Source organism: Streptococcus ovis DSM 16829 (assembly GCF_000380125.1).
GTDB lineage: Bacteria > Bacillota > Bacilli > Lactobacillales > Streptococcaceae > Streptococcus > Streptococcus ovis.
Genome location: NZ_KB904580.1, coordinates 46,302 through 67,861 on the forward strand (window position 1 = coordinate 46,302; position 21,560 = coordinate 67,861).

22 protein-coding genes and 1 other annotated feature are annotated in these 21,560 nt (G+C 41.1%); of the genes, 6 read left to right on the top strand and 16 right to left on the bottom strand.

Annotated elements, in window-relative coordinates; translation table 11 throughout:
- Positions 1-5 precede the first annotated feature (5 nt).
- The 3 genes from xseA to A3I9_RS0107905 form a co-directional block, all read right to left on the bottom strand.
- Positions 6-1,346 carry an exodeoxyribonuclease VII large subunit gene (xseA, locus tag A3I9_RS0107895; RefSeq protein WP_018378499.1) on the bottom strand — a complete coding sequence of 447 codons (1,341 nt, stop codon included), beginning with the start codon at positions 1,344-1,346 and terminating at the stop codon, positions 6-8.
- A gap of 219 nt (positions 1,347-1,565) precedes the next feature.
- The gene (locus A3I9_RS0107900; protein ID WP_018378500.1) at positions 1,566-2,339 is read right to left on the bottom strand and encodes an HAD hydrolase family protein; all 774 of its coding nucleotides are present in this window, start codon (positions 2,337-2,339) and stop codon (positions 1,566-1,568) included.
- A 16-nt stretch (positions 2,340-2,355) separates the two neighbouring features.
- A complete protein-coding gene (locus A3I9_RS0107905) occupies positions 2,356-3,201 on the bottom strand; it encodes a bifunctional methylenetetrahydrofolate dehydrogenase/methenyltetrahydrofolate cyclohydrolase (RefSeq protein WP_018378501.1) in 846 nt (281 codons plus the stop codon).
- Between the two features lie 215 nt (positions 3,202-3,416).
- On the opposite strand from A3I9_RS0107905, the gene A3I9_RS0107910 reads away from it, so the two are divergent.
- Complete coding sequence (locus A3I9_RS0107910) at positions 3,417-4,094, top strand: NAD(P)H-dependent oxidoreductase (RefSeq protein WP_018378502.1); 678 nt, start codon at positions 3,417-3,419, stop codon at positions 4,092-4,094.
- Positions 4,095-4,137: 43 nt separating this feature from the next.
- On the opposite strand, the gene A3I9_RS0107915 is transcribed toward A3I9_RS0107910, so the two are convergent.
- From A3I9_RS0107915 to A3I9_RS0107925, 3 genes are read right to left on the bottom strand one after another with little or no spacing between them, the layout of a single operon-like run.
- Positions 4,138-4,875, bottom strand: a complete 738-nt coding sequence (locus tag A3I9_RS0107915; protein WP_018378503.1) for an ABC transporter permease — start codon at positions 4,873-4,875, stop codon at positions 4,138-4,140.
- Position 4,876: 1 nt separating this feature from the next.
- Entirely contained in the window at positions 4,877-5,629 is a 753-nt protein-coding gene (locus tag A3I9_RS0107920) for an ABC transporter permease (protein ID WP_018378504.1), read from the bottom strand.
- Positions 5,630-5,639: 10 nt separating this feature from the next.
- A complete protein-coding gene (locus A3I9_RS0107925) occupies positions 5,640-6,533 on the bottom strand; it encodes an ABC transporter ATP-binding protein (protein ID WP_018378505.1) in 894 nt (297 codons plus the stop codon).
- A 145-nt stretch (positions 6,534-6,678) separates the two neighbouring features.
- Between A3I9_RS0107925 and A3I9_RS0107930 the strand changes: the two genes are divergently transcribed.
- The gene (locus tag A3I9_RS0107930) at positions 6,679-7,368 is read left to right on the top strand and encodes a response regulator transcription factor (protein WP_018378506.1); all 690 of its coding nucleotides are present in this window, start codon (positions 6,679-6,681) and stop codon (positions 7,366-7,368) included.
- Positions 7,369-8,670: a sensor histidine kinase gene (locus tag A3I9_RS0107935; RefSeq protein WP_018378507.1), complete on the top strand. Its 1,302-nt coding sequence runs from the start codon at positions 7,369-7,371 to the stop codon at positions 8,668-8,670.
- A 44-nt stretch (positions 8,671-8,714) separates the two neighbouring features.
- On the opposite strand, the gene A3I9_RS13420 is transcribed toward A3I9_RS0107935, so the two are convergent.
- The 4 genes from A3I9_RS13420 to A3I9_RS0107955 all read right to left on the bottom strand — a co-directional run bounded on the left by A3I9_RS13420 (position 8,715) and on the right by A3I9_RS0107955 (position 12,057).
- Positions 8,715-8,864, bottom strand: coding sequence for a hypothetical protein (locus A3I9_RS13420; RefSeq protein ID WP_018378508.1), 150 nt, complete (start codon positions 8,862-8,864; stop codon positions 8,715-8,717).
- 9 nt (positions 8,865-8,873) lie between these two features.
- The gene (gene feoB, locus A3I9_RS0107945; protein ID WP_018378509.1) at positions 8,874-11,012 is read right to left on the bottom strand and encodes a ferrous iron transport protein B; all 2,139 of its coding nucleotides are present in this window, start codon (positions 11,010-11,012) and stop codon (positions 8,874-8,876) included.
- A gap of 73 nt (positions 11,013-11,085) precedes the next feature.
- A complete protein-coding gene (locus A3I9_RS0107950; RefSeq protein ID WP_018378510.1) occupies positions 11,086-11,562 on the bottom strand; it encodes a ferrous iron transport protein A in 477 nt (158 codons plus the stop codon).
- Positions 11,563-11,826: 264 nt separating this feature from the next.
- Complete coding sequence (locus tag A3I9_RS0107955; protein WP_018378511.1) at positions 11,827-12,057, bottom strand: DUF1797 family protein; 231 nt, start codon at positions 12,055-12,057, stop codon at positions 11,827-11,829.
- A 221-nt stretch (positions 12,058-12,278) separates the two neighbouring features.
- Between A3I9_RS0107955 and A3I9_RS0107960 the strand changes: the two genes are divergently transcribed.
- From A3I9_RS0107960 to A3I9_RS0107970, 3 genes are all read left to right on the top strand, one after another.
- Entirely contained in the window at positions 12,279-14,525 is a 2,247-nt protein-coding gene (locus tag A3I9_RS0107960) for an ATP-dependent Clp protease ATP-binding subunit (RefSeq protein ID WP_026217391.1), read from the top strand.
- Between the two features lie 288 nt (positions 14,526-14,813).
- On the top strand, positions 14,814-15,272 hold the full coding sequence (locus A3I9_RS0107965; protein WP_018378513.1) for an NUDIX hydrolase: 459 nt from the start codon (positions 14,814-14,816) through the stop codon (positions 15,270-15,272).
- Between the two features lie 51 nt (positions 15,273-15,323).
- Positions 15,324-15,626: a DUF1827 family protein gene (locus A3I9_RS0107970; RefSeq protein ID WP_018378514.1), complete on the top strand. Its 303-nt coding sequence runs from the start codon at positions 15,324-15,326 to the stop codon at positions 15,624-15,626.
- 94 nt (positions 15,627-15,720) lie between these two features.
- Here the strand turns inward: A3I9_RS0107970 and ileS are convergent, their stop codons facing one another.
- From ileS to A3I9_RS0108000, 6 genes are all read right to left on the bottom strand, one after another.
- The gene (ileS, locus tag A3I9_RS0107975) at positions 15,721-18,513 is read right to left on the bottom strand and encodes an isoleucine--tRNA ligase (protein WP_018378515.1); all 2,793 of its coding nucleotides are present in this window, start codon (positions 18,511-18,513) and stop codon (positions 15,721-15,723) included.
- A 9-nt stretch (positions 18,514-18,522) separates the two neighbouring features.
- Positions 18,523-18,969 carry a GNAT family N-acetyltransferase gene (locus A3I9_RS0107980; protein ID WP_018378516.1) on the bottom strand — a complete coding sequence of 149 codons (447 nt, stop codon included), beginning with the start codon at positions 18,967-18,969 and terminating at the stop codon, positions 18,523-18,525.
- 22 nt (positions 18,970-18,991) lie between these two features.
- Positions 18,992-19,207 (bottom strand) — a binding site (T-box leader).
- A 2-nt stretch (positions 19,208-19,209) separates the two neighbouring features.
- Positions 19,210-19,938 (bottom strand): DivIVA domain-containing protein, encoded by a 729-nt coding sequence (locus A3I9_RS0107985; protein WP_018378517.1) that lies wholly within the window; start codon positions 19,936-19,938, stop codon positions 19,210-19,212.
- Between the two features lie 8 nt (positions 19,939-19,946).
- Entirely contained in the window at positions 19,947-20,738 is a 792-nt protein-coding gene (locus tag A3I9_RS0107990; protein WP_018378518.1) for a YlmH family RNA-binding protein, read from the bottom strand.
- A 3-nt stretch (positions 20,739-20,741) separates the two neighbouring features.
- A complete protein-coding gene (locus A3I9_RS0107995) occupies positions 20,742-21,002 on the bottom strand; it encodes a YggT family protein (RefSeq protein WP_018378519.1) in 261 nt (86 codons plus the stop codon).
- A 5-nt stretch (positions 21,003-21,007) separates the two neighbouring features.
- Positions 21,008-21,559 carry a cell division protein SepF gene (locus tag A3I9_RS0108000; RefSeq protein WP_026217392.1) on the bottom strand — a complete coding sequence of 184 codons (552 nt, stop codon included), beginning with the start codon at positions 21,557-21,559 and terminating at the stop codon, positions 21,008-21,010.
- Between the last annotated feature and the right edge of the window lies 1 nt (position 21,560).

The following is a 21,560-nucleotide window of genomic DNA, read 5'->3' on the forward strand; positions in this document are numbered from 1 at the left end:
ATTTCCTATCCATTAACCTTTTTCACTTCTTTTACTTCCGCAATCAATTGGCCATCCCTCATTTGAATTGCCACTTCTTCTGTCACATCTACTTTTTCTACACTATCTACTAGATGATTCTTTTGTGATACCATAGCATATCCACGAGCTAATATTCGGCTAGTATCTAGTGTTGCCAATGTCTCTATCAGTTTATCTGCCTTGGCAACTTTCTGATCATAAACATTGACCATATGGCTCTTGAGTAAACGTTCTTGTTGAGCAATTTTTTCAGATAAGTAACGCAAACGTCCTGCCATATCCAGCGAGTAGAGACGCTGGCTCAACAACCGTTCTTCTCGTAAATGTTCTGCATAAATCTGACGCATCTGCGCTGTCATATTGCTGGTCAGGGTATCTAACTTTTGCAAATAGCCATCGTACAGGCGTTCTGGCTGGCGAAAGATGACAGAGCTCTGTAAGGCCTTTAACCGTTCTTCACGTTGGCGTAAGAGACGCAAACTAGCCTGATAAGCCCGATTTTCCCGCTCCATCACCCAAGCCAAAATATCTGATTTGGTGACGGGTGTCGCCAACTCTGCGGCTGCCGTCGGCGTCGCTGCCCGCCGATCAGCTACAAAATCTGCCAACGTCGTGTCTGTCTCATGACCGACACTTGAAATGACTGGAATCTGTGATTCAAAAATAGCTCGAACCACAATTTCTTCATTGAAGGCCCAGAGGTCCTCCATCGAACCTCCGCCTCGTCCTACAATGAGAACATCTAAGTCCTCACGCAGGTTCGCTGTTGCGATATTTGCTGCAATTTCTTGGGCAGCCCCATCACCTTGCACCTTGGTTGGAAAAAGGAGGATTTCAACCCCCGGAAAACGCCGGCTAACCGTTGTAATAATATCTCGAATGACAGCTCCACTAGGACTCGTCACTACACCAATTTTTTTTACAAACTGAGGTAAGGGGTGTTTCCACTCAGGATTAAACAGCCCTTCCTTGGTCAACGCTTTCTTCAGTTGCTCAAATTGCAGAGCCAAGGCACCAATCCCATCAGGCTCCATTTTTTCAATGACTATCGAATAAGAACCACTTGGTTCGTAAAGTTGGATGCGACCAATCACATTGACCTTCATGCCTTCTTCAATTTGAAATCCAAGTTGGCGAAAAACACCCGCCCACATCGTCGCCTGAATGACTGCCTTGTCATCCTTTAGAGAAAAATATTGATGATTGGGCCTAGGACGAAAATTCGACACCTGACCAGTCAGATAGACTCTCTCCAAATAAGGGTCACGGTCAAATTTTAATTTTAAATACTTGGTCAATGATGACACGGACAAATAATCTGGCACAGCCCACTCCCTCTGTTTCTATTTTTATACAATTATACCATTTATTGCATAAAAGGGCTATTTCGCACCGAGCCTATTTCCCACTTTTCTGATTGGAACACACAAAAACACCAACTTCACAGCTGGTGTTTTCAGGAGATTATGAAAAATATTTAGGATTGACTATAGTATACTCTTTCCTCATCAATCTTTCGTCGGTCTTGGGACCGATTTTAGGAATTATTTTCCTCGAAAATCAGCAAAAACTTGTGTGATTTTAGCAGCCAAGGCAGCTTCATAGTCACCAATCAGCAATACTTGATCATCTGCATATTCTCTAAGTCCTACAAAGTCACCGACTTGAATGGCATAGATTGACTCTTTAAACAAGTCAATATCATTCTGGTCGTTGCCAAAGGCGATAAATTCTTCGTTACAATAATGGGCAACGCTGGTCGCCTTGTTAATGTTAAGCGGATTGATATAGAGACATTTTTCATTATCATCATAGGTCAAATCCAACACCTCTGAGTTAGCGAATTGCGCCAGTGTGTCCTCTACCAAATCCTCGTGATCTCCCATATAGACTACGATTTTCACAGGATGGTGCAAATCAGATAGTGGTAATTGCTGAGCTTGCTTTAAAGGATCGACACTCGAATAGAAAGGCATTTTATGAATCATCTGTCCACTGTAATTGAAGGAATCATCCACGAAAAAGGGAAGGTTATAGGTATCAAACCAATCTAACATCGTCTGAACGGCATTAGCTTCGATTGTCTGTTCAAAGACTAGCTGTCCCTGATCATAAATGATACCTCCGTTTAACCCGATAACTGGATACTGGTTTAATAGAGGACCCAACACCTCTAAACAGTCGCGGTAAGAACGGGCAGAGGCAAATAGCACTTGGTGTCCGTAAGTTTCTGCATTTATCAGAACTTGCTTGATTTCATCTGAGATAGTCATTCGGTCAAAACAAAGCGTTCCATCAATATCAAAAACAAATTTCATGGATTTTCTCCCTTATTTACAAACTGACTTTAGCTGCTTCAAACGTTTGCTCTAACAACATGGTAATCGTCATCGGACCAACGCCCCCTGGCACTGGAGTAAGGTAGCTTGCTACTGCTGCCACACTATCAAAATCTACATCACCACATAATTTTCCATTTTCATCACGGTTCATACCAACGTCAATCACGACGGCGCCTTCCTTGACAAATTCCTTGGTTATAAACTTGGCCCGACCAATAGCGACAACTAAAATATCTGCTTGACGAGCCACAGACGCCAAGTCCTTTGTTCGTGAATGTGCAATCGTGACAGTCGCATTGGCATCCATGAGGAGTTGTGCCATCGGTTTGCCAACAATATTGGACCGCCCAATCACTACAGCATGTTTGCCTTCCAACTCAATGCCATATTCTTTGAACATCTCCATGATACCAGCGGGAGTGGAGGGGATCATAACAGGATGGCCTGACCAAAATTTCCCCATGTTGGTCGGATGAAAACCATCCACATCCTTGTCTGGCGAAATCGCAAATAGGACCTTTTCCTCATCAATGTGCTTCGGCAATGGCAACTGCACCAATATACCATGCCAGCTACTATCCCGATTGTAGCGCTCAATCAATGCGAGTAATTCTTCTTGTGTCGTACTTTCTGGTAGACGAACCACCTGACTGCGAAAACCTGCCGCCAAGGCTGACCGTTCTTTATTTCGGACATAAACTTGACTGGCCGAATCGTCTCCGACTAATATGACCACCAAACCTGGCACCAAACCAGTTTTTTCCTTTAATTGTGTCGTTTTGTCAGCTAATTCAGCTTGCTTCTTGGCGGCTAAGTTCTTTCCATCGATTCGTTGCATTGTCATCTCCCATCTATTTTTTTTCCATTATACTATATTATTTCAGATTTTTCTCCTAAATATTGTGAAGATTCCACTCCCCATACCATGAAACATAATTGGAATACCCTATTTCAAGCCCTCTTTGACAGCAAATTTTGTAAAAAACGAACAAATACTTTCTTCTTAAAAAAATTTTTGGTATGATGAAAACGAAATAAAAGGGAGGTTTTTTCATGTCCAAAGAAGAAATCAAACAACAAGTTCGCGCTACCTTTGATCGTCGTGTAGCCGTTCGAATATACAACGAAGAGTCCATTCCACATGAAGATATGGAATATATCTTAGATACTGCTTGGCTCAGTCCATCTTCTGTTGGTCTAGAAGGTTGGCGTTTTGTCGTACTAGACCGTGAGCAAATTGCTAACGTCCGAGATGAATTAAAAGCAGTTGCCTGGGGAGCACAGCCACAGCTTGATACTGCTAGCCATTTTGTGCTACTCCTTGCAGAAAAGAATGCTCGCTACGATTCTGAAAGTATGAAAAATAGCTTAATTCGACGCGGAGTTGGAACAGGGGACGACCTAGCAAGCCGACTAAAACTCTACCAGGAGTTTCAAACACGTGACATGAAAACTGCTGATGATCCACGCGCCCTCTGGGACTGGACGGCCAAACAAACCTACATTGCTTTGGGTAATATGATGACGGCTGCTGCCATGATTGGTATCGATTCCTGCCCGATTGAAGGTTTTGAATACGAAAAAGTCAATGCGATATTAGCAGAACATGGTCTCCTCGATCTAGAAAAAGAAGGCATAGCCAGCATGGCTTCCTTTGGTTACCGTCGTAAAGATCCAAAACACCCACGTACACGTAAACCACGCGAAGAAGTCATTACTTGGGCTAACTAAAAGAAATCCCCTGTTTTCACTACTAGGCAAACAGGGGATTTCTTTATGTTAGCAACTGCTTCAAATAACGTTTTTGCAAATGCGTAAAAAGTATTATTAAAATGATTGAATAGCCAATCAATCGAAGCCAAACTGGTGCAGAAAGCGACAAATGCACTGACGTTGCCTGATTGATATAACTAGCCATTTTTGCACTGGCAAAAAGATAGTTTAACTCTGGAATGATATTTTGTACGCCCATCAAAAAGGCGACAACTCCTAATAACATGGATAAGGCGACCGGAGGAGCAAAACTTTTTATCCTCAAAGAAAGATAGTTTTGGATGAGAACAAGTGGTAAGGCAAATAAACTCGTTACAAAAGCCCAAAATAATAATTCTAACGGAAAAGCGGATTGAAAATGAAATAATAGACCACTTACCCCATACAAAACCAAAAAATAAACTTGAGATAGCAATACCAATCCAAATGCGACAGCCACTTTTGCCCAAATCATCTGGCTAAAGGTATAGGCCGATGTCAATAATAAACGCAAGCTATTATGCTTATGCTCACTATGCCAGATAAAGGCACATACAACCCCAATCAAACTTGGGAAAAAGAACATCCCATAAAAGAGATAGACTTGCGTCCAGAGACTCAGCCACTCCCTCTGCAAAACAGACTGATTCCCCGCAAAATTTACACTGCCATAGATGACAGAAATCAAGGGCAATACCAAGAGTGGTAACCAAATCCAAGAACCTTTTAATTTCATGAGTTCAATTTTGATCAATGTCATCTTAGTCACCTACTTTCATACGTTTTCCGACAGAATACAGAAGTATCCCAAAAAGGACAGAGGCGAGAAGCGGATACAGTTCTACTGGACGGAGAGTCTTTACAAATGTATCTCCCACCTTTACATAATCCACTGTCATTAAAAATCCATACCAACTATACGGTATCAATTTCATGAGTTCTTTTGAAATCAACAGGATAATAATCCCCATCAGAGAGCCGACCATTGCTACAGACAAGCTAATCAATTGGTTGCTCCATCTGAGAGACAAAAGATAATGCCCTAGTAAAATAAAACCGGATATTCCTAGCATCGACACCCCATATAGGGCTACGTCCCCAAAGGAAACAATTCCATTAAATCCTCTTTGCTTGAGAATGACCGCAATGATCCCCCATTCTAGTAGTTGAGAGAGAAGATAACAACTATAAATATAGATGAATTTTACGCGATAAATATGTGCATAGCTCACCCCACTACTCTTTAGCACATTCCACATCTTGTGCCGATTTTCCAATTGAACCGCCATACTAGCTAGACTGGCTAAAATAATAGGCAAGAGAATCACCTTTATAAAAGCCGCACTGCTCATCACTAGATGAATACTCATTAGATCCGCTAGCTCTTTACTACCTTTAATATCAAAGATACTCATCAACGTAACCAAAATCGTTACGACCACGGACAGTCCCAGTAGACGGAAAACGGGCAAGCCACGGTATTTTTTAGTCTCAATTTGTAATGCTTTCCACATACGCCACCTCCTACAACTGATCACTGGCTGTAAACTCGATAAAGAGTTCTTCCAAGGACTTGGTCACTTCATAAATGCGATAAATACAGACATCAGCAACTACCAAACGATGGACCACTTGACCCACTTCCTCGTCCGACATAATCGGCAACAGCAAACTTTCGTCTACCAAGGCTACACCTAACAGTGAAGCTGCCAGTGCATCATCTGATGTCCGCAAGCACAATTTCCCACTGTGTTGACTCTTGAAATGCTCGATGGTTCCCTGATACAAGAGCTTTCCGCTCCCGATAATCCCAATCTGTGTCACCATTTTTTCAATCTCATCCAAAGCATGAGACGAAATCATGACAGTCGTTTGAAATTTCTCAGGCAAACTCCGAATCAGACGACGGATTTCCTCACGTGCCTGCGGGTCCAAACCATTTGTTGGCTCATCTAGGACAATCAATTGGGGACGTCCCATGATCGCCATTGCAATTCCAAGACGTTGCTTCATCCCGAGTGAGTAATGCTTGACGCGCTTATCCTTATGGTCTGTCAAACGGACAATAGACAAGGCCTCAGCTACATCCTGTTCTGTCAACCCTTTTAATTCTTTTAAAATTTGCAGATTTTCATAACCTGACAAATTATCATAATACGATGGTTCTTCAATCAAGGAACCAATCTGTTTTAAAATTCCAATTCGATTGTTTTCATTCATTGCTACACCTGCTACAAACAGTTGTCCAGCATTTGGTTCTAACAACCCACAAATCATCTTCATAATGGTCGACTTGCCTGCCCCATTTGGACCAATCAAACCATAAATTTCCCCTTGTTCAATGCTTAGATGGTGAATATCGACTGCCGTCTGCTTCCCAAAAACTTTTTTCACCTTTTGTAATTCAATCATGTTCATGTCTCTGTCCTCCTTTTTCTGACACTCTTAGTGTACACCCTTCACCTTACCTCTCCTTGGCGCCTACCTTAATTCTTCCTTAATTTTTGGAAAATAGCAGAGCTGTTTTACTAGAGTATGTTATACTATTTTTTGAGGTAAGAATATGAAATTAACAGATCGAAAATTACTGATTTTAGATGACAATCCTGATATTTTACAATTGGTGAAAGAAAGCCTTGCAATTGCTGGTTTCACACAGCTCATAACAGCAAGCAGTAAAAAAGAGGCCTTAGACCTCTTACAGACGCAAGCATTTGACATGGCGATTTTGGACATTATGCTACCAGATGGATCTGGATTTGATGTTCTCCGCCACATTCGCCAGGTCTCTATGATGCCAGCCCTCTTTTTATCAGCGGTATCTGATATTGAGAAACAATACCAAGGTTTTGAGTTGGGAGCAGATGATTACATTGTCAAACCTTTTCGCCCCAAGGAATTAGAGTTGCGCATCTTATCCATTTTAAAGCGCAGCTATCCTCAGCAAGCTGACATCGTACAGCTCGAATCCTGTCAAATCGATTTTGAGCGCGCAGCTATTGTCAAGGCGGGAGAGGAAATCCTACTCACTGCCAAAGAATTTAGCCTTTTGCGCGTGCTCTATGACCATAAAAATAAAATTGTCACCTTTGATAACCTCTTGAGTAAGGTATGGGGAGAACAGTATGAAGGCTATGAAAATACATTGATGGCTCATATCCGAAAAGTGCGCCAAAAGATAGAAACCAATCCTTCTAAACCCACGCATTTACTCACCGTCAAAGGACTGGGTTACCAGTTACGGGTGGACTAGATGAGCACACTAAAATACTTTTCTAAAACCTTATTTGCTTATTTTACAACAGTACTGCTCTTGGGAATCTTTAGCCTCCTAATCTTTTTATTAGGAACCTTTCATATCGTTGCCAAAGAACGCCATCAGCAAGAGCCGACCGCTTTCGCTCAACAGTTGATAAAAGACAACCAACTGAACCTTTCTCCGCAAAATAAAGAACAACTGGATAAAAAGGATATTTGGTTGATGGTTTTAACAGAGGAAGGACAGATTGAGGAGTCCTATCAATTACCGCAAGCATTAGACCACCCCTACAAATTGAAGGATATTGTCCGATTCAGCCGCTGGTATTTAGACGACTATCCTGTTTTCACCTTTGTCATGGGAGATAAAGTACTGGTCCTTGGCTATCCCAAAGGGAGTTATGATAAATTTCCAGCTAATTACTACAACGCCAATTCCTTCTTTCAGATTTTCAAATGGAGTCTGACCATCTTTATTGGTCTTATCATTGCCTTCTTTCTCATCTACTTCCGAACACAAATGAAACTGCGACAAGAATTCAAACCCATCACGCAAGCATTGTCCGATTTATCGGAAAACAAGCCTGTCTTACTAGATGAAAAAGGAAATCTCACAGAGATAAAATCCGCTCTCAACCAGACTTCTCAGCTTCTGCTTGAAACCAAGGAAATGCGCAACCACTGGATTCGTGGCATCAGTCATGATCTGCGAAATCCATTGACTCTCATTTTGGGACATACTAGCCAACTTGAAGCGATACATGGGAAGTCCAAACAACTCCAACAAATTCAAGCCAATGTGCATCAGATGGAGCACATTATTTCCAATCTTAATATGAGTTACCTTCTAGACAACCCAGCTCTTCAGCAAGAAATGGAACGTCTTGACCTCAACAAGCTCCTCCGACAAATCATTGCGGATTTTTATAATAATTACGAACACCTTGATTTAGACTTTCAACTACCAGAGCACCCAAGCTTCATTTTAGGAAATGGAAGTTTATTGTCACGCGCGATTACCAATCTCCTTCTCAACAGCCTCACGCATAACAAAGCACCTCACCAATCTCTCGTTCTCGTACACCAAGAAAACAATGTCTTGCTCACTATCTCCGATAACGGGAACATTAGCCCTGAAAAAGTCCTTGAATTAAATCAAAAAACTCGACACTATGATACACATGGCATGGGGACCATTATCACCAAACAAATTATTGCCTTGCATCAAGGAAAGATTCACTTTGAAAATTTGAATCCTGGTTTGCAGGCCACCATTATTTTACCAATAGTCCCCTAAACATTAAAAATCGCCCCTTCAATTGGATAGAGGAGGCGATTTTTTTAATCTACTTTACTGACCTTGTGCATCTCTTCTTTGATAGGACAGCTACAATTACAGTCCCCACAAGAGCCTTTCCCTTTGATAAAATTTCTCAAGCCAAATAACACACCCGTAGCAATAAGAACAGTTAGTACAATTGTTGCAATCATTTTCTCCTCCTATTTTCCAACAACAGCTAGACGATCCAGATGAATCACCTCTTCGTTCACCTGACGCGGTTTTCTTAAGATGAGACAAAGCATCAACAAAAGCAAACCAACAGCTACTCCCGTCCAAACCGTTAGCGATTCTCCATATAGAATGACCATTCCTAGCTGATAGAGCACCAAACTAACGACATAAGCTAGGCCTGTCTGAAAACCAATCGCTCCAAGGGTCCACTTAGCATCTCCCATTTCTCGCTTCATTGCCCCCATAGCTGCAAAACATGGCGCACAGAGCAAATTAAATATCAAGAATGAATAGGCTGCTAGCGCTGAATAATCAGCCTGTAAACTTGCTGTTAGCCCCGTATTCCCTGTACTTTGATAGAGAATGCCAAAAGTTGCTACTACTGTTTCCTTTGCTGCTAAGCCCGTCATCGCAGCAACGGTAGCCCGCCAGTTACCAAACCCAAGGGGTTCAAACAACCAAGCAAAGGCGCGCCCAAGACTCGCCAACATACTCTGATTCGTATCCACAGCCTGGAAAGCAAAATTATAGGAAGACAAGACCCAAATCAAAACTGTCAAGCTAAAAATAACAGTTCCCGCACGTTTGACAAAGCTCATGGCCTTCCCAAATGCATAACGAAAGACGGAAAAAATCTTAGGCAGATGATAAGCAGGAAGTTCCATGATAAAGGGACTCGTATAACCTCCAAGAAAAGCTGTCTTTTTCAGAGCAATTCCCGACAGAACAATGGTCGCAATCCCCACAAAATAGGTAGATGGTGCCATAAAAGGATTGTCTGGAAAAAAGGCCCCAGCAATCAAGGCAATAATTTCCAACTTGGCAGAGCAGGGCATAAAGGTCGCTGTCATAATCGTGATTTTCCGATCACGCTCATTTTCAATCGTGCGACTCGCCATAATAGCTGGAACCCCACAACCTGTCGCAATCAGCATTGGAATAAAGGATTTCCCTGACAGGCCAAACCGTCTAAAAATACGGTCCATGACAAAAGCGATCCGACTCATGTAACCAATATCTTCTAGGATTCCCAAGCAAACAAAGAGAACAAAAATTTGCGGTAAAAAGCCTAAAACAGTCCCTACACCTGCTACAATTCCATCTAAAATCAAAGACTGCATCCAATCTGCCACCTGCAAATAGGTCAAACTACGCTGCACCCAATTTGGCACAATTTCTCCAAAAAGAACATCATTGACCCAGTCTGTCCACATGGTGCCGACCGTTTGGATGGATAAATAATACACCAAAAACATCACAAGGGCAAAAATAGGCAGAGCTAACAGCCGATTGGTGACAATTTTATCGATTTTATCTGATAGATTTAGTTTAAAATCACTTTCTTGACTCTGTGCCATCTTGGCAACTTTTTCGATAAAAGCATACCGCTGGTTGATGACAATCGATTCGGAATCCTCTGTGAAAATTTCTTCTGTGACATGAAGAATATCCTCAATTTCAGATTTTTGAAAGGCAGAAAGGTTTAGGTCTGCCTCCACTAGCTCATCTCGTTCAAATAGTTTCATTGCATAAAATCGAGCAGATGAAGTAGGGACGGTCGAACCCAAAACCTCTATCACCTGTGAAATGGCAGCCTCAAATCGGTCCTCATAAACGGGAAATTGGATAGTATCCACGGTGTCTCTTCTTGTTTGAGCTGCCTTCTTGATAGCCTGACGGATTCCTTGAGATTTTACAGCACTCGTCGCTACTACTGGAATCCCCAACTGGTAGGATAATTTGTCCACATTAATAGATTTCCCTTGACTGTCTAGCACATCACTCATATTTAATGCCATGGTCACAGGAATCCCTGTCTCAATTAACTGTGTTGTGAGATAAAGATTGCGTTCTAGGTTGGTGGCATCGACAACATTAAGAATACTATCAGCCTCATCGCTCAGCAAGTAATCACGCGCCACCTTTTCCTCAGGACTATAAGGGGACATCGAATAAATCCCTGGCAAATCCTGCACTTCTAGCTCTGGATGTTTTTTCACAAAGCCACTTTTACGCTCTACCGTTACACCCGGCCAGTTTCCTACGCGCTGATTGGTCCCCGTCGCAGCATTAAACAAACTAGTTTTTCCGCTATTTGGATTCCCAATTAAAGCAATTTTTGTCATTTTCTTTACACCTCTTCATTACTAGATGGCTTGTTTTTCGTCACAATCCACTCTTGAAACGGTAGTGAATTTTTTACTCTCTTTCTTCACCTGTCGCCCGAATTACACTAATCAATTGCGCTTCTGACTTTCGCAAGGTCAATTCATATCCTCTTAGACTGATTTCGATTGGATCCCCCAATGGCGCCACCTTTCGTAAATAAACCTTTGTATGACGCGTCAAGCCCATATCCATCAAGCGTCTCTTAGCTTCCTTTACAGCAAAAATCCCATCTATGTAAGCAAATTCACCAACTCTTAATGATGAAAGTGGAAGTGTTTCGACCACCTCTTCTAATTTCTCCACATCTATCTGGCGTAAAATCGATTGATCAAAGGCCAAACGACTAGATGAAAGCATCAAAATAGCACTTGTTGCTGTCTTTGAAATCAACCGAACAGGGGTCCCAACTTTTAAACCAAGGTTTGCCAAATGACGCTGACTGTCTTCTGGCAAATCAATACTTCGAATCTGATAGGTCACATTGACCTCTCCATCTAGTAAAAGCAAATTTCTTGACCTCTTTCATTCTTTTTAGTAAAATTAAAGTTTTTTAACAATTTTAGTATATCATAAAAAGCTGATCTGAAAAAAAGAAAATTAAAATTTTCTAACTTTTTCTCAATACTAAGAAAACCTTCTCTATAAAAAATGGTTTCTATCCATAAAAATACCTATTCTCGCTTTTTCAGTCAAGAGTTGTGATGTTTTTTCTATACTAGTCGGGAGATTTTTAGAAAAATAAAAAAACCTAGAGCTGTGCTCTAGATCTTCTTAATATAACAATTCATAAATTTCCATCGCGATTAAATCGATGCTATCAAACGTGTAGGTTTCACGAGCTGCGACATCGCGCAATGTAAATACAGAACCATTTTCTTCATCATAGCTGTAGGCAACCTCTGCTACAACTACACCTTCACGCTCAAAATTACGTTTCAAGGTGCCACCATCGGTCGCCATTGCTTCCAAACGGCTGATAATTCTCACTAAATGTGATTCCATGTCCATTTCTCCTCATTCTTTTATAAGTGTATTCTATCATATTTTTTCTGAAAAGTCTTCCTAAATATCCAATATTCGGACGGATTCCACCATTTCATCATCAAAAAATAAGCACAAAGCGATTCAGATTCTTGCATTTTTGATAAATATTGTTATAATGAAACTATATTTGACCTTTATTGACCATTCAATAAGGAATTTAACAGAAGAGAGGAATGACCATGCTCTGTCAAAATTGCAATATCAACGATGCGACCATTCATCTGTATACCAATCTTAATGGAAAACAAAAACAGGTAGACCTCTGTCATAATTGCTATCAAATTATGAAAACAGACCCTAATAATGCGATTTTAAAGGGACTTGCTGATATTGGAAATCCAAATGATATGGATCCCTTCAGCGAATTTTTCAATAATATCGGAGGTTTCACTGGCAATACTCCTGCCGGACGCCGTCCAGGACAGACACCGCCTACACAGGCAGGAGGAAATGGAGGCGGCAATCAGAACGGTGGACGTGGTCCGCAACAACCTTCTCAACAACCAAATGGCCTCCTAGAAGAATTTGGTATCAACATCACCGAAATTGCACGCCGTGGTGACATTGACCCAGTTATCGGTCGTGATGAGGAAATTGTCCGTGTGATTGAAATTCTTAATCGTCGCACGAAAAACAATCCAGTCCTTATTGGAGAACCGGGTGTAGGGAAAACAGCCGTTGTTGAAGGATTGGCCCAAAAAATTGTAGACGGAGATGTTCCACATAAACTCCAAGGAAAAGAAGTGATTCGCTTAGATGTTGTCAGCCTTGTGCAAGGAACAGGTATCCGTGGTCAATTTGAAGAACGGATGCAAAAACTCATGGAAGAAATCCGCAATCGAAAGGAAATCATTCTCTTTATTGATGAAATTCATGAAATTGTGGGTGCTGGTTCTGCTGGTGATGGTAATATGGATGCCGGAAATATCTTAAAACCAGCCCTTGCGCGTGGTGAACTCCAGCTAGTTGGTGCGACAACCCTGAATGAATACCGCATTATCGAAAAAGATGCTGCATTGGAACGCCGGATGCAACCTGTCAAGGTTGACGAGCCAAGCGTTGAAGAAACCATTACCATCTTAAAAGGTATCCAAAGCAAATACCAAGATTACCACCACGTTCGCTATACAGATGCAGCCATTGAAGCAGCTGCTATCTTGTCAAACCGCTATATTCAAGACCGCTTCTTGCCAGATAAAGCTATTGACCTGTTGGATGAATCAGGTTCGAAAATGAACTTAACCCTCAATTTTGTTGATCCAAAAGAAATCGACCAACGTTTGGTGGATGCTGAAAATCGCAAAGCGCAAGCAACCCGCGATGAAGACTATGAAAAAGCTGCCTACTACCGTGACCAGATTGCTAAATATAAGGAAATGCAAAAAACCAGCCTCAACGAAGATGATATTCCGCTTATTACCGAGAAGGAAATTGAAGCTATCGTTGAGCAAAAAACCAATATTCCAGTTGGCGATTTGAAAGAAAAAGAACAATCTCAACTGATCCATCTTGCAGATGATTTGAAATCTCATGTCATCGGTCAAGATGAAGCCGTTGATAAAATCGCTAAAGCAATTCGTCGAAATCGTGTGGGGCTCGGAACACCAAATCGCCCAATTGGTAGCTTCCTCTTTGTTGGACCGACCGGTGTTGGTAAAACTGAACTATCCAAGCAATTAGCCATTGAACTCTTTGGCTCTGCCGACAGTATGATTCGCTTCGATATGTCTGAGTACATGGAAAAACACAGTGTAGCAAAACTAGTTGGTGCACCTCCAGGATATGTTGGCTACGAAGAAGCAGGCCAATTAACAGAAAAAGTCCGCCGCAATCCATATTCACTGATTCTTCTTGATGAAGTGGAAAAAGCGCATCCAGATGTGATGCACATGTTCCTCCAAGTCTTAGACGATGGTCGTTTGACAGATGGACAAGGACGGACTGTTAGCTTTAAGGATGCTATTATCATCATGACTTCCAATGCCGGAACTGGCAAAATAGAAGCTTCTGTCGGTTTTGGAGCAGCACTCGAAGGACGGACCAATTCTGTCCTTGGACAACTTGGAGATTTCTTTAGCCCAGAGTTCATGAACCGCTTTGACGGTATCATCGAATTCAAGGCTCTTGAGAAACCTCATCTCCTCAAAATTGTGGACTTGATGCTAGAAGATGTGAATACCCGATTGGCAACCAACGGCATTCACCTCCATGTCACTGACAAGGTTAAAGAAAAACTCGTTGACCTCGGTTACGATCCGAAAATGGGAGCTCGTCCATTACGCAGAACCATTCAAGACCAAATCGAAGATGCGATTACAGATTACTATCTGGAGCATCCTACAGATAAAGAACTCCGTGCGGTTATGACTTCTAACGGAAAAATCGTCGTAAAAGCAGCACAAAAAACAGAAGTGCCAGCTTCATAACTTTGTATATGAAACTAAGACAACATTTTCCACCTTCTTTCACTAAATTAGAGAGTAATTTGACGCAGTGATCAATTAGTAGTTCTCCTCCCTTGCGTTGCGATGCCCGATCAACTGTGCGGGGAGAGGGGCTAAAAAAACGGTAGATCGTGATTTTCTGATGATGTACCGTTTTTTAGTTTCATTCTCTATATCAAACAAAAATTACCTGAATTTTCTAACGATTTTGATAGAATTTTTCCATCATTTTTAGTATAATGAGAACAAGAATATCAGAGGGGAATCCACATGACAAATCCAATTTTCGGTACAAAAGAGGACGGCATTCAATATCAGTCCCGCTACGGGGTCTACGCTGTTATCCCAAATCATGACCACACACACATCATCCTTGTTCAAGCACCAAATGGAGCCTGGTTTTTGCCCGGCGGGGAAATCGAAGCTGGTGAAAATCACTTATCTGCTTTAGAACGAGAATTGATTGAAGAATTAGGATTTACTGCTACTATCGGACAATATTACGGACAAGCCGATGAATATTTCTATTCTCGCCATAGAGATACCTATTACTATAATCCTGCCTACCTCTACGAAGTAACAAGCTATACAGAAATTGGAAAACCACTTGAAGACTTTAATCATTTGGCTTGGTTCCCAATTGACGAAGCCATCGCCAATTTAAAACGTGGTAGTCACAAGTGGGGAATTGAACAGTGGAAAAATCAAGAAAATCTCTCCAAAAACTAGGAATTTTCAGATAATAGTGCTATAATAAAGCGAAAGAGGAGGAGGTCAAGCATGAAACTGATCAACACGACCAACAGCCACACACGACTCGTACAAAGCCAATTGGAAAATACGGATGCATTTCTAGTGGAAACCTATTCAGCTGGAAATACCGATGTGATTTTTACACAGGCACCACTACACTATGAATTGCTCATTTCCAACAAATACCGTGCTATTCTTCCAACTGAAATTGATGGAATTCGTGAGTTTTTCTTGAGACGTAAAATCGATAAAAATACCATCAATCCTGCTGGGATTCGAACAATCCATACCGATCGCTTGATTGAAATGTCTATCCCAATTATCAAATAAAACATGATTGCTACACAATGAGACTTTGTGTAGCTTTTTTCTTACTTACAGTCAAAAAAATTCCCAACAACTGTTAGGAATTTTTGCATATATACTATTTTTCTTCGAAACCTTCTGCTACTGCTTCAACAAATCTTGTTTCTACAATTCCAGCACAATGATTACAGATATGAGCATGATAACTGCGCTCTTTAACAGTTTCATCAATTCGACGGCAACGATCACAGACTTCACCATGAGCATGCTCCACTGTAAAGGCAACGTTCTCAAACTGCAGAGCATTTTCAGGCGCCGGTTCTTCCGTCACTGTCAATTGCGAAACAATGAGGAGTTGGGCTACATCACTATCCAATGCTGCCAATAACGTACGAACTGTTTCACCCGCATAGACTGTCAAATGAGCTTCTAGTGACTTACCGATCACTTTGGCATTACGCGCTTCTTCCAAGGCCTTTTGAGCCTGTGTACGGAAGTTCATGAAAGCTTCCCACTCTTCAAGAATAACTTCTTGACCAGCAAAGATTTCTGCTTCTGGCAATTCAGTCAATTGAACAAATTCTTCTGCTTCATGTTCTAAGTATGACCAGATTTCTTCCGCTGTATGTGGCAAGATTGGCGTTAGTAGTTTGGTAATTTTCACCAAGATATCATAGAAGACTGTCTGCATTTGACGGCGAGCCATACTATCTGCTGCTTCAATATAGACTACATCTTTCGCAAAATCAAGGTAGAAGGCAGACAAGTCAACCGTCACAAAGTTCACAACCGCCTTATAGATGTTCAAGAAATCATAGTTTTCATAAGCATCACGAATTGTTTGAACAAGTCCGTTAAACTTGATGGTCATGTATTTATCAACGGGACGGAGATTTTCATAAGAAACAACATCCGTATGTGGATTGAAATCAGATGTATTGGCAATCAAGAAACGAAGGGTATTCCGAATCTTACGGTAGGTCTCAGAAACTTGACCGAGAATTTCCATTGATACACGAACGTCATTATCTGTATCAACAGAAGCGACCCAAAGACGGAGAATTTCAGCTCCGTATTGCTTGGCTACATCGTTTGGCGAGATGATATTGCCCTTTGATTTGGACATCTTCTCACCCTTGCCATCCAAAACGAACCCTTGAGAGAGGACAGATTTGTACGGTGCATGACCATTAACCGCTACTGAAGTAATCAAAGAAGAGTTAAACCAACCACGGTACTGGTCAGAACCTTCCAAATACAAGTCAGCTGGGTATTCTAAGTCTTCACGAGAATTCATCACACCGTTCCATGAAGAACCTGAGTCAAACCAAACGTCCATGATATCTGTTTCTTTGGTAAATTCACCATTTGGTGAACCTGGATGAGTGAAGCCTTCAGGTAAAAGGTCCTTGGCATCTCGTTCCCACCAGATGATAGAGCCTTCTTTTTCAAAGAGATCAGCTACATGGTCCGTTACTTCTTTTGTCATGATAGCTGTTCCATCTTCTGCATAAAAGATTGGAAGAGGCACACCCCAAGCACGTTGACGAGAAATCACCCAGTCACCACGATCACGAATCATGTTGAACAAACGGGTATGCCCCCAAGCTGGATAGAAAGTCGTATTGTCAATTTCATCCAAAATCTCTTGACGGAATTTAGACACAGAAGCAAACCATTGAGGGACTGCACGCCAGATGATTGGTTTCTTCGTCCGCCAGTCAAATGGGTAAGAGTGGTTAATAACTTCTTTAGCAAGAAGCAAATCGCCTAATTTTTCAGTAACAGTTGGGACAACCTTATCATAGAATTGTCCTTCAAAGTCAGGACCAGCCAATTCATTCATCAAACCACGCTCATCAACTGTTACATAGACTTCCAAATCATACTTCATACCGACATTATAGTCATCCTCACCAAATGAAGGTGCGGTATGGACAACCCCAGTACCAGAGTCAGTCGTAACGTGATCCCCGAGAATTACCAATTCATCGACCGCTTCATCCCATGGGTGCTCGGTCACGATGTATTCAAGTTCTACCCCTTTGTGTTTTGATACAAGCTCAAAGGATTCCCAACCAAATTTCGCCGCTAAGCTATCTACAAGTGCTTCAGCCATCAAGTACTTACGATCAGAACCCGCTGGTTTAACAAGGACATAGTCCATATCTGGACCTACTGTCAAACCACGAGAAGCTGTGATGGTAAATGGTGTGGTAGTCCAAACAACGATGTAACTATCTGTGTCCAACACTCCCTTGCCATCTTTGACTTTATTGGCATAGTAGAGTGAGGTTGAGTCAATATCATGGTACTCAATTTCTGCTTCCGCAAGAGCTGATTCAGACGACCATGACCAATAAACCGGCTTCGCTCCACGATAGATATAGCCCTTATCAGCCATCGCCCCAAAGACACGGATTTGAGCTGCTTCATAGGCAGGAAAGAGCGTCACATAAGGATTTTCCCAGTCTGCTGATACACCCAAACGTTTGAAATCATCGCGTTGTTTGTCTACTTGAGAAAGGGCATAATCACGACACATTTTTAAATAAGTTGCACGGTCCAATTCTTTGCGCTTGACACCTTGTTTTGATAAAACTTGCTCAATTGGAAGACCGTGGGTATCCCATCCAGGAACATACGGTGCACGAAAACCAGACATTGATTTGCTCCGTACGATGATGTCTTTGGAAATTTTATTCAAGGCATGACCTACATGGATATTCCCATTAGCATAGGGAGGACCATCATGCAAATGGAAAGAAGGTTTCCCTTCATTCAATTGCTGACGTTTCGCATACAAGTCTGCTTCTTCCCAAGCTTTTTGCCATTCGGGTTCTTTATTTGGAAGACCTGCACGCATTGGAAAGGCTGTTTTACCTAAGTTTAATGTTTCTTTTAATTTCATGTGTTCTCCTTATTTTATAACATTTAATGTCATTACAACTTCATTGCCCGAAATACCATCTGTCTCAAAACCAAGACTTTCTAATATTCCACGCATTCGATGGTTCCCCATCACATAATCAACCACTACAGTCTCACACTTTTCATCTGCTTGAGCCATTCGAATAACAAGACGAATCGCTTCCTTCCCATAACCTCTGTCTTGATGGGATTGATCAATCATCAAGCGCCAAATCAAATATTCTTTTTTCTTAGGATCTTTATTCAAAAGAAGAAATCCAACAACCTTTCCCGAACTCAATATCGCATACGGAAACACCTGACGGGTATCTCTAAGCAACCAAGCTTGAGCCAAAGAATAGACATTAGGAGCCAAACGACGTTCATCTTGGCTAGCTACCGAAAGGTCAATGACAGCATCAAACGTTGTTTCATCTACAAGTTTTAATCGTAACATAATCAATAAAAAAACTCTCGCCAAAAAGGACGAAAGTTCGTGGTACCACCTTAGTTTAGACAGAGTTCCCCCTGTCCCTCAGTTGATTCGTAACGAGAATCATTCGTCTTTCCTTACTACAATTTTCAGGAAAAATTGAACAAAATGATGATGTCTTACTGAGTGATTACAGGTCTCCCACCATCACCTGCTCGCTAAAAATATCATGTAAGAATCGTATTTTTGTTATCAATCTTATCTTTATTCTTCAGAGAATGGTAAATCTTCTTCTGAAATCTCACTTGTTTCTGCCTCAGTAGCATTGTCTAGTGCTTCTGCTTGACGCTTTAGCTCTTCTAACTCTTCTACTGACAATTGGCGTGTCATTTCCAAATCATCCTCATTTGGTAGACTAGCTACTTCTGTACCACCATCCAAGGCTTTTTCAAGCACTTCACGGAAGGCTTCATCAGAGGTCTGTAAATAAGTTGCCGTCGGACGAAGAATATCTTCCCACTCATTTGAATTAACGAGTGATAGTTGACTTTCAACCGATGACTTCAAGCGTTGATGGAAAATCCGCGTTTTATTCTTTAACTCTTCTGTTTCTACAACCAATCGTTTCGCATTATCAGTTGCAGAACGTAGAATCGCATTAGCTTTCTCTTTCGCTTCATTCAAAAGAGTTTGTGCATCATAATCTGCCTGTTTTACAATGTTGGTTGCTTGATCTTCAGCAGCATGTTTCACCTTATCTGCTGTATCCTGCGCTAAGATAACAGATTGGCTTAGGGATTCCTTCATTTCATCAAAATAGGCCAAACGGTCTTTTAATGACTTGATTTCAGATTCCAAAGCGTGATTTTTCCGAACTAAATCCTCGTAATCACGGGTTACAATATCTAGAAAATCATCGACTTCCTCTACATCGTACCCTCTAAATTTTGTACCAAATGTCTTATCTTTTAATTCTAATGATGTAAGTGCCATAGTTTCTCCTATTTCTTTATAATGTCCAATTCTACCTTGAACTTTCCTTGTTTAGAAATTCCTAAAAGCTCTTTCAAACGAACCCTTCCAAAACCTCTAACGCTTACCAATTGACCCATCTCAACTGTTTTTCCAGTCTGCGTTACTTCTCTGTAATCCAATTTTACGTGACCAGATTCAACTAGCCTTCCAGCATTTGCTCGAGACAACTTAAAAGCAACTGCTACAATCTTGTCTAACCGTAAGCTAGACAACAATACTTGTATTGTTTTGCCTTCTGCCTCTTCTACAAGCGGAACAGCAGCCAATGGACATTCCTTCCACTGAACTGGTACACGCGAAATTTTTGTAATGGTTCCCTGAGACAAGTCCGCAAATTTTTGATCTAAGATCACAAACCAACGTGTATCTACAAGAAAGATGTCACCTATCCACTCCCTCTTAATTCCCAATTGATGAATCAAAGTCCCCAAAATTTGTGAATGGGAGAGCGTATGAAATTTTACTGGATAGGAAATCTCAAGTACCACTATTTCAAAATCTGCTTGTTGTAAAATGTAGTAGTCAGGAGCAATAATCATACGAACAAATTCACTTGCGAAAACTGTTCGGCTGGAAAATGCATTTAGCTGGTAAAAAGAGGCAATAGAGTGTAGAATTTCCTCTTCACGCGGATTCAAAAAAGCTGTTAAATGGTAAGAATAGCTTTCTTCAACCCGCTGACAAAGGTCAACCATTTTTTCAACAAACGCTCTCTCTTCTGGAGCAAAGTGTTGATATATTCCTGCTTCTTTTCTCATTTTTTACAAAATAGCCAACAATTGCCATAAGAATTGACTCAGAATATTAAGGATAAACCAAATGAGGACGATTGTCCAGTCCAAGCCAAAGAATTGCAAGTTCAACTTCCTAAATGGAGTTAACACCGGACGAACTAATTTAATAATCAATTTACCAAGAAACGTATCGTATAGGCTAGGAATCCATGATAAAAGGACATAGGCTAATAGAACATAAGAATAAATCTCAATAGCTTGTAACAAAGTTAAAATAATAAACTTCATACGATCTACCGTTTCATGTCAAAATCAAATTGAGTCTCTGAACTTGAAGCAGATGAACGCAATTCTTCAATATTCACTGTCACATTCACTGGTGTGAGCAACCACATGGTGCTTGAAATCTTTTTCAGATTACCTGAAAGAACGGAACGCGCTCCATCTAGATAGTCTAAACAGCGACGTGCCTGTGTTTCAGACATAAATTGAAAATCGATCAAGACACTTGCATTCTCCAACAACAAATTAACAATTTCCGGAGCCTCTTCGTATTTCTTCGGAAATTTAATATCAATCGTTGTTTTGATGGTTTCTGATGCCTCTAACAACTCTTGTTGTTTGTCATGTAAACGTTGAAGATTCGTCGTTTTATGTGAGTGACTTGTACTACGACGCAATTCCTTAGTCGCATGATTATCTGGTAAGATAGGAGCAGGCGCCACTTTCATTTTTGGTGTATCATTCGCCATCTGATATGACTCCTCCTCCTGGTCCTCATAGTCCGTTGAGCCATCTATTTCAAAATAATTGAATAGGCCCCGAAATGTATCTTTAAATGCCACT